Raw genomic sequence first — 14,259 nt, 5'->3', positions numbered from 1 at the left:
TGGTCATTGGTCATTGGTCATGGGTCATTGGTCATTGGTCATGGGTCATTGGTCATTGGTCATTGGTCATTGGTCATTGGTCATTGGTCATTGGTCATGGGTCATTGGTCATTGGTCATGGGTCATTGGTCATTGGTCATTGGTCATTGGTCATTGGTCATTGGTCATTGGTCATGGGTCATTGGTCATTGGTCATGGGTCATTGGTCATTGGTCATTGGTCATTGGTCATTGGTCATTGGTCATTGGTCATGGGTCATTGGTCATGGGAAAAATTCTTTTTCACTCCCCCTACTCCCCCTACTCCCCTACTCCCCTACTCCCCTACTCCCCCTACTCCCCCTACTCCCCCTACTCCCCCTACTCCCCTACTCCTACTTCCCCTGGTTAGTAAACCAGGAGTTTAAAAGAGGTAAATACAGATTTACAACCTATGCAGCAAATTCAAGCCGTGCGAATCAGTACCACAGGTGCTAAATAAATCGAATTTTTCCGCTAATTGTTGAACTTCCTCAGTTTCCACCACACTAGGTTTCCAGGGTTTAGGGTTATTGTAAGCGTAGAAAGTCTCAACACCATCAATACCATCACCCGCAGCCGCAGGAATGAGGTCAAAATGCGATCGCCTATACCGGGCTGGGTGAGCAAGTACCGCTAGTCCTCCCGCTTCGTGAATAGCTGTAATCACGTTAACTGCTTGATAAGCCTTGCCGACACTAGGAATTTTTTGTAAGTATGGCTTCATACTGGGATGTTCTGACTCAAAAGCATAAGCCAGAATGTGAACTTCATTATCCAGCAGATTGGCATTAATTTCTGCACCACTCCACAAATATGGAACATGAGCATCAGAATTACTCCACTTCCAATCTTCCAACCAAGCCAGGGCTGCTTGGTAGCCACTGATACTGTGATGATCAGTGATAGCTAGACCTTTTAAGCCAATTGCGATCGCTTGACTCATCAAATCACCCGGTTCTAGTTTGCCATCCGAGTGAACCGTGTGCATATGAAAATTAAATAACTGGGGACAACTTTGTGCATCAATGCGTTGGAATACTTGCTTTAGTAGTTCCTTAGAAACAGTAGTCCGGGCAAAATTTATAACCATAACCCCTCTACACGAAAATTACATTTTTCTCAAAACACCAACACGCCACACTTATAAATGAGATATAACCAATACCACTAACTAGTAAATACAGATACTTCCTCAACTGCACCAATTGATTTTTGCAATATGTTAAGACTACGTTAGCAAATATTAACGCTGATGGCGATGAGTATTTTTAATTACTTCCATCAAGAAAATATGAATTTTGCGTATAGGTTCTATCTGTTTACCACCATTGTTACAACAAACCGACTAATTCACCTGCTCCAGTGACAACTTCACCAATTATATTAGCGGAGATATCCTGAGATTGAAAATGAGTAATTACCTGTTCTGCTTGCTGGGGTGGAACTAATAACACAAAGCCAATACCCATATTAAATGTATTATACATAGCCTCAGCACCCACAGAACCAGCCGCAGCTAACCAATGGAAGACAGGAGGAATAGTCCAACTATCGGGGATCATTTTAATCCCTTGACCCTTACTTAAACATCTTGGTAAATTTTCTGGTAAACCGCCACCAGTAATGTGAGCCATGCCATGAATTTCTAAATCTGATTGCAACGCAGCTAAAACAGATTTTACATAAATGCGTGTAGGCGTGAGACAAGTTTCCCCAATAGATACACCATTTAATAAATCTGGGGTATCAGTCCAAGCAAAACCACCATCACTGACAATTTTCCTGACTAAACTCAACCCATTACTATGGATACCTGAACTAGCTAAACCGATAGCTACGTCACCCACCTGCACCTGAGAACCATCTAGCATTCGGCTCTTTTCCACAATTCCCACGCAAAAACCCGCTAAATCGTATTCACCAACTTGGTAAAAACCGGGCATTTCCGCCGTTTCTCCCCCCAATAAAGCCGAACCAGCTAATTTACAACCGGTAGCGATTCCTGCAACAACCTGAGTTAATTGTTCCTTATCTAACTTACCTGTAGCCACATAATCTAGAAAAAACAGCGGTTCTGCACCCGATGTCAACACATCATTAACGCACATCCCCACCAAATCTATGCCCACAGTATCATGACGATTGAGAATTTGAGCTATTTTCAGCTTTGTCCCCACACCATCTGTCCCCGAAACCAAAACCGGTTCTTTGTAACCTGTGGGGAGTTGAAAGCAACCACCAAAGCCACCCAGTCCCCCCAAAACCTCTTTTCTAAAGGTGCTGTGAACCAAATTGCGAATTTGATCTACAAAAGCTCTACCCGCTTCAACGTCAACGCCTGCATCCCGATAATCCATGCCTAATTACACCGTTATCAATTCATAATTTAGGTTATTATTATCACACAAATTATGTACTCAAGACTTTTTTTGATAATTTGTGATTAATCCCGATCAATCATTGTATCCTAAATAATCAAAGATTGCTATCTAAAAATTTGGTAAATCAAGTGAGTAGCCAACTAACCCAATTTTATTACACAGCCCAGCACAAACCAAACCAATTGATTTATGGTAGCGGTCAAACCGCAGTAATTACAGGGTGGATGGTGAAGCAAGCTGTAGCTAAACATCTACAATCAAACGAATATGCTGTAATTGGACAGTTATACTCACCTACCAGGGGTATCAACTTACTAATTCGCAATTTGTTACTAAATCCCCACGTTCACTATTTAGTTATTCTCAACGCTACCAAAGAAGATAAAAACGCTGGTGCTTGTCAATGTTTAGGCGATTTTTTCCGTCATGGTGTGGAAGAAAATATTAGTGATGCGGGGCGAAAATCTTGGGTAATTCGTTCTCAAATTCCTGGTTATATTGATATTGATATTGATATCAATGCCTTGGAAAAATTACGCCATTCCGTAGAAATTCAAGACGCTATATCAATTTCTGATGCTGTCGAGAAAATTCAATATTACGCCCAAAAAGAAATAGTAGCACCTTGGGGAACACCCTTACAATTCGCCATGAATGTAGTTGAATCAAATGTTTTTCCAGGAACACGATATGGACATAGAATTGAGGGGAAAACCATTGCTGAAACTTGGGTAAAAATCATCCACAGAATTAAAACAACGGGGACAATTAGACCAACTGGTTATGATGGAAAATGGCAAGAATTGATAGATTTAATGGCAGTTGTTACGGAAGAACCTGATGATTTTTATTTTCCTGAACCTAATTATTTACCAATAGATAGAAGTTTTTTAGAAGAATATATTTCGCAAATATTAGATGATGCACCCAATCGAGAAGGAGTAAAATACACCTATGGACAACGTTTACGTTCTTGGTTTGGACGAGATCAAATTGAAAAGGTAATTGACAAACTAGCCAATGATATTGATTCCGCTAGGGCTGTAATGTCTTTATGGGATGCTAGTCAAGATGACAATGATAATCCACCTTGTCTTAATCATATTTGGGTGAGAATAGTTGATAATGAACTATCTTTAACTGCAACTTTTAGAAGTAATGATATGTTTTCAGCTTGGCCAGCAAATGCAATGGGATTAAGGGCTTTACAAAAATATATTTATGATTCTTTAATTAATAAAACCGATCATATATTAAAAATGGGGGCATTAATTACCATGAGTCAAAGCGCCCATATTTATGATGATTGTTTTGAAAATGTCGCCAACGTAATTTCATCTCAATATAGTAAAATTGCTCAAAGAAAAGACTATTTTGATCCTGCGGGTAGTTTTATTATTACTATTCAGGATGGTAGTATTATTGTTGAACATACAACTCCTGGATCTGGAGAAGTAGTTAATTGTTATTGTGGTAAATCTGCACATAAACTTTCCCAGCAAATATTTACAGATTGTCCTGGTCTACAAGTATCTCATGCAATGTATTTAGGTGTGGAATTACAAAAAGCGGAAATGGCTTTGTTAATGAAAGAACAGTTTATTTATGAACAAGATAAATTCTTAGGAAAATTAAAGTTGCAGTAAATTATCAATACTGATACAATTTCTTTTACAAACAGTTCATTAAACTACTTAACAATAAAAGTATTATGAGTGCATTAAGTGATCGGGATATCAAACGAGAATTAGGTAAGGATATCTTAATATATCCTTTCAATGAAGATAATCTTAAAGGAGCAAGTTATAACCTAACAGCAAGTAAACTTGCATGGAAAGTTCAAGACGGAAAGAGTGCTTATGATAGTTCAATAAACAAAATTATTATTCCTGCAAACTCTACAGTTTTAATTCAAACTAATGAAGCTATTTGGGTTTCAAAAAAAATTGCTGGAACTTATCATTCTAAAGTTTCTTGGGTTTCTCAAGGAATGGGACATATTGGTACAACTCTAGATCCAGATTATAAAGGAGTTTCTTTGATTGCGGTTCATAATCACAATAACAAACCGATAGAACTAGACCCAGAGAAAGATACTTTTGTATCTCTCATGTTCTATTATCTTAAAACCAAATCGTCTATTCCACATACTAATGATCCTGGTAGACCAGACATACTAAAACTGCTCAGACAAGTTCAGCTTACTTCAGACGAAAGTCGTTGGTTGGAGGAATCTTTTAGAAAGGATACAGAACGGTTAAGAAAAAAGCTCAAAGAATCTGATAATTTCAAAATCTTTAAGAAAGATTGGCTGGATAACTTACGATATTTATTGCCATACATAATTTTAATATTACTTAGTATTTTAAGTTTATGTTTTTATCTTTATCTGGATGCCAATAGCACAGTTCTATCACAAAAACATTGGTATAATACAGTCAGTTCTTTCGCTGATAGAACAACATATGTAATGTTTGGTGCGTTAATTGCACTAATTACAAGTGATCTGCGTAGAAGTTAGAATATAATATAAAGAATCATATTTTGAGCTAGAACAAGATGACACTGAAAATACAAAAGTTAACCAATTTAGCTACAACTCCTAGATATGAACATCCAAATGATGCAGGATTAGACTTAATATCAATTGATGAATTAGAACTTCCTGCTGGAGAAAGCAAATTAATTCACACAGGTATATCAATAGAACTACCCCCAGGAACCGAAGCTCAAATTCGTCCTAGAAGTGGTTTAGCTCTTAAGCACCAAATTACAGTTTTGAATACTCCAGGTACGATAGATGAAGGTTATAGAGGAGAAATAGGTGTAATTTTAATAAATCATGGAAAAAAACCTTTTAAAATATCAAAAGGAATGAAAATTGCTCAGATGGTTATTGCACCAGTAATTCGTGTTGAAATTGAAGAAGTTGATAACTTAAGTGATACATCTAGAGGAACTGGTGGTTTTGGTTCAACGGGAATTACTGCAAATAAGTAGGTCAGATGAAAGACATTAATGCAAGTGACAAAAAATTAAAAATAAGAAGGTTAGGGAAATTAAAAAATTCAGTTGCGTAATTGCCTCTTTACTCAATTTGTAATTAGTTATTTGTGCTGATTTCTAACTCTCAAAGAGATTGCAAATATTCTAACAATAACAACCGCAAATAATCCAACATCCTAATATAATTTTTTATTTGTTCATACTTGCCATTATTGCTAAAGTAAAATTTATCAATTGGGGAAACACTAAAAACTCGCATTGTTTGTAATTGAGAAATTACCTGCTCTTTATTAACTATTTGACCTGTAGCTGCAATTTGACTAGCATAACCTCTTAAATTTACTGTTAAAAGTTCAATTTCTTCTAATAGTGAAAACTCTTCATCATCTGGGGGAAACTGAGTAACAATTTCCTTCCTTTCGCTGCGTGTGTTTTGATAGATATTAGTCAATTGTGACAATAATTGACTAATGTTTCTCTTTGTCACTTCTTGCTGATCTAAAACGGCTTCAGTCATCATTAACTATCAGAACATAATTTCAAGATATCGTGTTGAGAATAAAATTATTTTTCCAAAGTATTTGACTATACGCGAGCTATTGTAACAACTTCTAACTGATCTTGATATTTACCTCTACGAGTTTCATAACTAACAGCACAGGGTTCACCCTCTAAAAACAGTAATTGTACTACACCCTCATTAGCATAAATCCGACAGTCAGCACTGGAAGAATTAGAAAATTCTAACGTTAAATGACCACGCCAAGCCGCTTCAGCAGGTGTCAGATTGGCAATAATACCACAACGAGCATAAGTAGAATTATGCACAATTATGTCATTAGCAACAAAATTTTCTAAACCAGGGACAGAAATATCATAAACTTCTTCCATTCCTGCACATTCTATAGATTTAATTTCGTCCCAAAGTATATGATCATGAATTTGTGGTCTAGACTTTGTTGCTAAGAGAATAGAATACATTTTTTCTTCAAATCTTCTTTGTTTAATTGAATCTGGTAAAAAGCCTATTTGATTAAAGAATTTCAAAACCGCTTCAGATGATTGAAAAGCTAAAACATAAGCATTACGACCATTTGCTGGCTTTCTAACTCTAATTTGACTGGGAATACCAAACCTTAATAGTAAATGATGAACGTCACGAATCAGACGTTCACTAATAGAGCAATATTCAACAGCTAAAGTTGGTTTTGCTCTTGTAGATTCTCCCACTAAATAAACACTACCATCACCAGAAAATAAAGCACGGAGAAAAGCTGCTACTACTACTTTTGGTGCTGTAAATACTTGTTGAGGAACAAATTTTCCCCATGCTCCTACATTCAAACCATAAGATTGTAACCATAGATTAGCTCTATTATGAGTTACTACACCACCTCTACCAACTTGATTAACTAAACGATAACCAAAATCTTTACCTTTGTAAGTCACTTCTTGGTCAAGAACTGTTTTAACACAGCTTTTTAAAGTATTGACTAGCACTTCATCCTCAGATGTAAAGGTTGGACTATTACCAGGAGTATGACATTGACCTTCAGAAATCATTAAACCTAGTAATGTTGCTTCATCAATAGTTAAATCTCCATTGCCAAATATTGGTATAGATTTAGGAGTAGCTATTTTAACTCCTGAAGTTAATTCTTCTAAAGGTTTCCATCCTGTCTCTGTCAAAAAAGGATGATTTGAAGTAGCTTGAATAACCGCACCTTTTTTAGTTGTTACTTGATAGATTGGCTTTACTCCTTGTGGTATAACAGTCGTAGCAGCAGTTTTAATAATCCCCTTTTCTTCTCTATAACTTGCTGTTTGTCCACCTGCAAATTCCTTAATTGGTAAATATGCTCCTGTAGCTGCATCAACAATTTTTGTATCTCCTGTCAAACATTTACCGATACAAATTACTGTAATATTGGCTGGAACTTCGAGCTTTTCTAATGCCACGCCTAAACCATAGGAATGAGCAGGTAAGATAAAATAGCTACCACTTTCATCTGTATGTAATTGAGTAGACTCTAGATTTTGAGGATTAAAGTTTTTAGGATCAATCACAGTACCAGGAATGTGGCGAAAAATCCGAAATTCCGAGCCAGAAAGACGGATATCATAGCCATAAGAAGAAAGTCCGTAACTAATTACAGGTTGCGGAAGCTGAGATGAATCAGGTTGCAATTTACGAATTAAACTCGACTCAAAAGGCGAAATCATACCTTTTTGAGCCATTTCGGTAATCCAGAGGTCGTTTTTAATCACAAGTTCACAGATAATTTAACCAAGTTACTAGGATATCTTAATACTTAAGGTTGATGACTGCGACGAATTTCTGTAATTTGGTCTGCCACATCTAAAAGAGACGTTGGCATCTGAGAACCTGTGAGAATAATATCAACATGAGGAGGACGGTGAGCAAGAAACTCTAAAACCTCAGATTCAGGAATTAAACCGAAATTAACCGCTAAACTCAACTCATCTAATACCAGTAAAGAATACTTACCTTCATTAACTACCTTTTGGGTATGTTGCCAAAGTTGTTGCAAAGCCTGATTTTCCGCTGCGTCCAAATCGGAATTATCAATACAACGGGGCAAATCACAGCGAATCCAATCTAAATGTTTTCCCATTTGGGTAGGTCGTTCATGTCCTTGACGAATACCACCTTTGAGGAATTGGACTATTAATACTGGTGTACCTTGTCCAGCAATTCTCAGCGCTTGTGCCATGACGCTCGTAAAAAAGCTCCGCTGGGAACTAGTAAAAACTTGCAATAGTCCTTCTACGGAATATGGTAAGCTGAGAGTCGAATTTAGACCTGGGGTTTCTAGTTGGGCAACCATAAGGCAAAGTTTAAAAACTCACTATAAATTTAACGACTTACATTTAAAGGTAAATCTTTGCTGATAGCAAAACATATAGTTATCATACAGCAGTATTTATCAGTAAAACAGCCTTATTCCTGAGTCATCCTGGGGTAATCTAAAGGCTGTAGACAAAAATTCAAAAGGCAACTTCGATGACTTGGCAACGTCCTGACGGGAGAACCCCCTGTGAACTCCGTCCCCATAGTTTTTATCCTAATTTCACCCGCTTTGCACCTGGTTCTGTTTTAGCTAAATGTGGTGATACTCAAGTTCTGTGTACCGTCAGCGTTGCGGAAGGAGTACCTAGATTTTTAACTGGTAGTGGTAAGGGTTGGTTGACAGCTGAATATAGAATGTTGCCTTCTGCTACCCAGAAACGCCAGGAACGGGAATTAATGAAATTATCGGGCAGAACACAGGAAATTCAGCGTTTAATTGGGCGGAGTTTAAGGGCTGCCTTGGATTTTGAGGCCTTAGGAGAACGGACGCTAACTGTGGATGCAGATGTATTACAAGCGGACGCAGGAACGAGGACAATGGCAATTACAGGGGGGTTTGTGGCTTTGGCTCATGCTATTTCTCAATTATTGCAGCAGGGAGTTTTAGAGCGATCGCCTTTATGTGGACAAATAGCAGCAGTTTCTGTAGGCTTGTTGGAGGGTGAACCATTTTTGGATCTTAACTATGTTGAAGATGTAGCCGCAGATGTGGATTTTAACGTAGTCATGAATCATAAAATGGGAATTATTGAAGTTCAGGGAACAGCCGAAGCAGGTAGTTTTAGCCGTGAACAATTAAATCAAATGCTAGATTTTTCCGAACAAGGTATCCAGCAATTATTAACTGCTCAAAGAAATGCAATTAGTGATTGGAATACTTTGTTTATCTAAGGTTAAGTTGTCATAATTCCCAAGTACCAAAATTCAATTAGTGGCCGTAAACTGCTTGCAACCAAAAAGAAATTTAGAACAATCTTGGATAATTCGCTGTTTGTCATCATTTCTGTTGTTCGGTCAAATTCTATTGCATTTCCTGCGCGGAAAAACCTACTATCGCAAAATATTAGAACATATGGTAACGGCAGGCCCGGCTTCTATTTCTCCAGTCTTGCTAGTTAACGGTTTTGCGGGGATGATTTTCACTATTCAAACCGCTAGGGAATTAGTGAGATTTGGGGCTGTAGATAGTGTTGGAGGTGCATTTGCTTTAGCATTTTGTCGAGAACTAGCGCCGATTCTTACTGCTAGTATTATCGCTGGACAAGTTGGTTCAGCTTTTGCTGCGGAATTAGGGGCAATGCGGGTGACGGAGCAGATTGACGCTTTATATATGCTCAGAACAGATCCGATTGATTATCTAGTTTTACCTAGAGTCATTGCTTGCTGTTTAATGATGCCTGTAATGATGATTTTTGCTGTAGTCACAGGTATAATTGGCGGGGCTTTTGCGGCTGCACAATTTTATCAAGTTGTTCCCGAAACATTTTTAGAATCGGTGAGAGCGTTTTTATTACCATCAGATATTTTTATTATTTTACTTAAAGGGTTAATTTTTGGGGCTATAGTTTCTGTTAATGGCTGTAATTGGGGACTGACAACTCAAGGAGGTGCAAAGGAAGTGGGAGAATCAGCCACAACAGCAGTTGTTACTACTTGGGTGGCAATTTTTATTATGGATTTTATCTTGGCTTTGCTACTGTTTGAAAAACCTATATTGTAATTTTAGGTTTATTTAGAATAATACTGCTTGACGCATGGTAACATATAAGTTACTATAAGACTGTCTCTGTTATGAAAGTTGAAGAATATCTTAAAGAAGATGGTTCCAGTCCTTATCAAGAATGGTTTGATGGATTGAATGCTCAAGCTGCTGCGAAGGTTACTGTTGCTAAGTTTCGTTTGGAGTTAGGTAATACATCAAATGTTAAATGGTTTGAGGGAATTGGTGAATATAAAATTGATTGGGGTCCAGGATATCGGATTTATCTGGCTCAGGATGGTAAGCAATTTATAGTATTATTTGGTGGAGGGACAAAGAAAAATCAGCAATCTGATATTAGTCGTGCTAAAGAATTGTACCAAGAGTACAAAAAGCGAAAAAAAGAACTTACGATAAATCAAGAGACTGACAACAAGAATAAAGAGAAAAGGTAGTTATTATGGCACTTACCAGAGATTTCACAGAAACTATTAACGCACGAGTGGAAAAAGATTCTCAGTTCACAATAGCTCTACTTGATGAAGCTATTTTTCTCTTCCTGAATGGTGAACCAGAAACAGCAAGATTGATTTTGAGAGATATTGTTAATGCAACGGTAGGTTTTGAACAATTGGCAATTGAAACGTCTAAACCTAGCAAGAGTTTACACCGGATGTTATCGGCAAAAGGTAATCCGACAATGGATAATCTGACTGCTATTTTGAATGTTTTGCGGAAAAAGCTGAATATTGATATCAATGTTCAAACGACAGTTATTTCTTCTTAAAGATTTTATTTATTGTTTTTGTCTAGTAACTTTTGAGAAAATATGAATAAGAAAACACAAAAAGAAACAGAACTAGCTCTATCTGTTGTGTTTATTTACCGATGTATCCTTTATTCTCTCAACAATCCCCTGCGGTGATGATCAGCGATTAGTACAACTGACTACTGACAACCAACCACAAATAATGATAAAGAAGGTTAAGGACGATAATTGATGGCTTAACTTGACGATATTAAAAGTTTCCAGAGTTAAACCGGAAAATTGTCAAAAGTTCGCTATGGTATTGCCAAGAAACAAGCTATGTAATGATAATGCCATGAACAAAACTGTTGAAGTCCACTCCAGTGTATCGGCACTCGTCCAACGGGCGCTAGAATTGATTCTGTCGAAAGTAGAAACTGCTATTAGCGAACGGGGGCAGTTTACAATTGCTTTATCAGGTGGCAGCACACCAAAACCGTTGTATGAAGCCATCGCTAATCAAAAGTTGCCTTGGGATAAAATTCATGTATTCTGGGGAGATGAGCGTTATGTTCTGGCAGATCACCCTGATAGCAATGAACTGATGGCGCGACGAGCATGGTTAGATCAGGTTGCTATTCCCCAGACTAATATTCATGCTATCCCCACTTTGTCGGCTAATCCAGAAGTGGATGCAGCTAAGTATAACCAGCATCTCCAAACATTTTTTAATTCTACATCGGGAGAGTTCCCGGCATTAGATGTAGTTTTACTGGGAATGGGTGATGATGCCCATACTGCATCTTTGTTTCCCCACACAAAAGCTCTCAAGGTGTGCGATCGCCTAATCACTGTTGGTAATAAAGATGATAATCTCCGCATCACCTTTACTTACCCATTTATTAACGCGGCTCGCAGTGTGATTTTTTTGGCTGCTGGTGCTAACAAAAGACCGGCTTTAGCCCAAATTTTCGCACCGGTGGCAGATGATTTCGTCTATCCATCTCGGCTAATTAAACCCCAGGGAGAACTTTACTGGTTGCTAGACGCAGCCGCTGGTTTGGAACTTCAACACTAACTATGATTCTTGAGATTTGGATGATTTAGATAATTAAGAATAATCACCAATGATCAACTTGTTCTCACTCTAAGTAATTGTTAGCATTAAACGCTAAAGTTACTTATGTGCTTGTCAGTAATATTTTTACAACGACCTTCACTAAGGCTTAAATCCATGATCGTCTGCCCTAATTGCAATCATCCCAACCCAGACGGCGCTGTTCAATGTGAAGCTTGTTATACGCCGTTACCAGCTACAGCTAGTTGTCCTAATTGTGGAGCAACTGTACAGTCAGATGCCGCTTTCTGTGGTCAGTGCGGTTACAATCTCCATTTTGGTGTTACTCCCGCAGTTACCCCAACTATTGCGATTAACCCTGTACAACCAGCTCCAGTGGTCGCTCCTGACCTGATGATGCAACTGTTACAGCCCGATGCTTTAGAAATTGCGCCCGCCGCCAATCCTCCTGTTAGCGCTATTCCCGCCCCTGCACCGGTGGCTGTAGTTCAGGAACAAGCTGTTTATGTTCCTTCTGTCACACCAGCACCAGAAGTTTATATTCCCCCTGTACTGACACCCGCACCTGTAGTTCAGGAACAAGCTGTTTATATTCCTTCTGTCCCTGCACCGGTAGCACCTGAACCAGAAATTTATATTCCGCCTGTGCTGACAGCCCCACCTGCGCCTGTAGCACCAGAACCGGAAGCTTATATTCCTCCTGCTTATGTACCTCAGATCGATCCCCTCACAGTTCCTGAAGTAGCCCCAGCCGCACCACAAGTAAAGGTGGCAAATACGCAATTGCAAAAGGTAGTAGCACGGTTATTCCATGTTCAAGCTAACCAAGAAATAGAATTACCACAAAATCTCTCGGTTGTGCATATTGGTAAGCCGAATGATCGTATTCCTCCCGATATAGATGTTTCTGGGTTCCCAAATTCGGAAATTGTTTCGCGGATTCACTCAGACATTCGGATTGAGGGAGATGCTTGTTATCTAGAAGATGCAGGTAGTTCCAATGGTACTTATGTCAATAACTTACCTCTGTTACCTGGAAACAGACATCGCCTCCGTCCAGGCGATCGCATCAGCTTGGGTAAAGGAGATTTAGTCACTTTCTTGTTTCAACTCTCTTAGGAATAGGGAATAGGGCATAAATATTCCCCCCTGCTCCTATCACCATAGCTGATTAACTCTTGTTGCTAGTTATCCCATAAACTAGATAACTAGCAACTTGGGTAATAACATGATTAATGATATAGAGTATATCAGGCAAGCTGAAGCTAATCGCGTAGAAATTCTCAGCGAAGCACTACCTTACATTCAACAATTCGCTGGCCGTACCGTTGTGGTTAAATACGGTGGCGCAGCCATGAAGGATAGTAACCTCAAAGATAAAGTTATTCGTGATGTGGTCTTTTTATCTTGCGTTGGCTTGCGGCCTATTCTAGTGCATGGTGGTGGTCCAGAAATTAATAGTTGGTTAGGCAAGTTAGGAATTGAAGCGCAATTTAAAAATGGTTTGCGTGTTACTGATGCAGCAACAATGGATGTAGTGGAAATGGTGTTAGTGGGGCGGGTAAATAAAGAAATTGTCGCTTTGATTAACCAAGCTGGAGGGATGGCTGTAGGGCTTTGTGGTAAGGATGGTAACTTAATTACGGCTCGTCCTCAAGGTGATGAAGGGATTGGGTTTGTGGGGGAAGTTAGTAATGTCAATATCAAAATTTTAGAAACACTTGCTAGTAATGGCTATATTCCCGTTGTTTCTAGCGTGGCTGCTGATGAAACTGGACAGGCTTATAATATTAACGCGGATACGGTAGCGGGGGAAATAGCCGCAGCTTTGGGCGCGGAAAAGTTAATTTTGCTGACTGATACCAGAGGAATTTTAAGAGATTATAAAGACCCTTCTACTTTAATTCCGAAAGTGGATATTCGGGAAGCGCGGCAATTAATTACTGATGGTATAGTCAGTGGAGGGATGATTCCTAAAGTGAATTGTTGTGTGCGATCGCTTGCTCAAGGAGTCAAGGCTTCACATATAATTGATGGGCGGATTCCTCATGCTTTACTGTTAGAAGTATTTACAGATGTGGGAATTGGGACAATGATTCTCGGTTCTCATCAGTCGAGACAATAATCGAGATTGGGGACAAGTTACAGCAAAATTAATTCGGAAGGGTTTAGCATTGCTAAACCCCTACAGGATTCATTGGTAAAATTTCATTTACCTACAATCTGCGGTAAGTTAAAATTCAAGTTATTGAGTAACAACTGACAACTGTACGGGCGAAGCATTTAGAGAACTATTTTTGGCAATGACCGATAATTTATCTTCCAAATGCTTCGCCCCTACTGACAACTGACAACTGTACGGGCGAAGCATTTAGAGAACTATTTTTGGCAATGACCGATAATTTATCTTCCAAATGCTTCGCCCCTACTGACAACTGACAACTGTACGGGCGAA

The 14,259-nt window shown here is 38.7% G+C and carries 16 protein-coding genes and 1 pseudogene; 11 read left to right on the top strand and 6 right to left on the bottom strand.

Annotation, left to right across the window (positions count from 1 at the left end; genetic code table 11):
- Positions 1–406: hypothetical protein (locus tag FJR06_RS11900; RefSeq protein WP_168651493.1), on the top strand; the 406-nt coding region annotated here is incomplete at its 5' end.
- A gap of 17 nt (positions 407–423) precedes the next feature.
- Here FJR06_RS11900 and FJR06_RS11895 read toward each other — a convergent pair.
- Positions 424–1,110 (bottom strand): PHP domain-containing protein, encoded by a 687-nt coding sequence (locus FJR06_RS11895; protein WP_015083584.1) that lies wholly within the window; start codon positions 1,108–1,110, stop codon positions 424–426.
- 241 nt (positions 1,111–1,351) lie between these two features.
- Positions 1,352–2,377 carry a phosphoribosylformylglycinamidine cyclo-ligase gene (purM, locus tag FJR06_RS11890; protein ID WP_015083585.1) on the bottom strand — a complete coding sequence of 342 codons (1,026 nt, stop codon included), beginning with the start codon at positions 2,375–2,377 and terminating at the stop codon, positions 1,352–1,354.
- A gap of 152 nt (positions 2,378–2,529) precedes the next feature.
- Here purM and FJR06_RS11885 point away from each other — a divergent pair, with 152 nt between their 5' ends.
- From FJR06_RS11885 to dut, 3 genes are all read left to right on the top strand, one after another.
- Positions 2,530–4,047, top strand: coding sequence for a thymidylate synthase (locus FJR06_RS11885; protein WP_015083586.1), 1,518 nt, complete (start codon positions 2,530–2,532; stop codon positions 4,045–4,047).
- Between the two features lie 65 nt (positions 4,048–4,112).
- Complete coding sequence (locus FJR06_RS11880; protein ID WP_015083587.1) at positions 4,113–4,922, top strand: deoxycytidine triphosphate deaminase; 810 nt, start codon at positions 4,113–4,115, stop codon at positions 4,920–4,922.
- Between the two features lie 38 nt (positions 4,923–4,960).
- Positions 4,961–5,401, top strand: a complete 441-nt coding sequence (dut, locus tag FJR06_RS11875) for a dUTP diphosphatase (RefSeq protein WP_015083588.1) — start codon at positions 4,961–4,963, stop codon at positions 5,399–5,401.
- A 130-nt stretch (positions 5,402–5,531) separates the two neighbouring features.
- Here dut and FJR06_RS11870 read toward each other — a convergent pair whose 3' ends face one another.
- The 4 genes and pseudogenes from FJR06_RS11870 to FJR06_RS11860 all read right to left on the bottom strand — a co-directional run bounded on the left by FJR06_RS11870 (position 5,532) and on the right by FJR06_RS11860 (position 8,256).
- Complete coding sequence (locus tag FJR06_RS11870) at positions 5,532–5,924, bottom strand: hypothetical protein (RefSeq protein WP_168651495.1); 393 nt, start codon at positions 5,922–5,924, stop codon at positions 5,532–5,534.
- 68 nt (positions 5,925–5,992) lie between these two features.
- Positions 5,993–7,366, bottom strand: coding sequence for an LAGLIDADG family homing endonuclease (locus FJR06_RS11865; RefSeq protein ID WP_371416385.1), 1,374 nt, complete (start codon positions 7,364–7,366; stop codon positions 5,993–5,995).
- Positions 7,367–7,630: pseudogene (gene dcd / locus FJR06_RS24915) on the bottom strand (dCTP deaminase); the annotation flags it as partial.
- An 89-nt stretch (positions 7,631–7,719) separates the two neighbouring features.
- Positions 7,720–8,256, bottom strand: a complete 537-nt coding sequence (locus FJR06_RS11860) for a P-loop NTPase family protein (protein ID WP_168651492.1) — start codon at positions 8,254–8,256, stop codon at positions 7,720–7,722.
- Between the two features lie 176 nt (positions 8,257–8,432).
- On the opposite strand from FJR06_RS11860, the gene rph reads away from it, so the two are divergent.
- The 7 genes from rph to argB all read left to right on the top strand — a co-directional run bounded on the left by rph (position 8,433) and on the right by argB (position 13,929).
- Positions 8,433–9,170, top strand: coding sequence for a ribonuclease PH (gene rph, locus FJR06_RS11855; protein ID WP_015083591.1), 738 nt, complete (start codon positions 8,433–8,435; stop codon positions 9,168–9,170).
- Between the two features lie 55 nt (positions 9,171–9,225).
- Positions 9,226–9,999: an MlaE family lipid ABC transporter permease subunit gene (locus FJR06_RS11850; protein ID WP_015083592.1), complete on the top strand. Its 774-nt coding sequence runs from the start codon at positions 9,226–9,228 to the stop codon at positions 9,997–9,999.
- A gap of 71 nt (positions 10,000–10,070) precedes the next feature.
- Positions 10,071–10,433, top strand: coding sequence for a type II toxin-antitoxin system RelE/ParE family toxin (locus FJR06_RS11845; RefSeq protein ID WP_015083593.1), 363 nt, complete (start codon positions 10,071–10,073; stop codon positions 10,431–10,433).
- A 5-nt stretch (positions 10,434–10,438) separates the two neighbouring features.
- Positions 10,439–10,765, top strand: a complete 327-nt coding sequence (locus FJR06_RS11840; protein ID WP_015083594.1) for a DNA-binding protein — start codon at positions 10,439–10,441, stop codon at positions 10,763–10,765.
- Between the two features lie 316 nt (positions 10,766–11,081).
- Positions 11,082–11,804 carry a 6-phosphogluconolactonase gene (gene pgl, locus FJR06_RS11835; protein WP_015083595.1) on the top strand — a complete coding sequence of 241 codons (723 nt, stop codon included), beginning with the start codon at positions 11,082–11,084 and terminating at the stop codon, positions 11,802–11,804.
- A 156-nt stretch (positions 11,805–11,960) separates the two neighbouring features.
- On the top strand, positions 11,961–12,923 hold the full coding sequence (locus FJR06_RS11830; protein WP_015083596.1) for an FHA domain-containing protein: 963 nt from the start codon (positions 11,961–11,963) through the stop codon (positions 12,921–12,923).
- 109 nt (positions 12,924–13,032) lie between these two features.
- Positions 13,033–13,929, top strand: a complete 897-nt coding sequence (gene argB / locus FJR06_RS11825) for an acetylglutamate kinase (RefSeq protein WP_148762387.1) — start codon at positions 13,033–13,035, stop codon at positions 13,927–13,929.
- The last annotated feature ends 330 nt before the right edge of the window (positions 13,930–14,259 follow it).

The sequence above is a fragment of the Dolichospermum sp. UHCC 0352 genome, from assembly GCF_009711925.1.
GTDB classification, from domain to species: Bacteria; Cyanobacteriota; Cyanobacteriia; order Cyanobacteriales; family Nostocaceae; genus Dolichospermum; species Dolichospermum lemmermannii.
The sequence above is the reverse complement of the archived record's forward strand: the minus strand, read 5'-3'. Positions and strand labels throughout refer to the sequence as shown.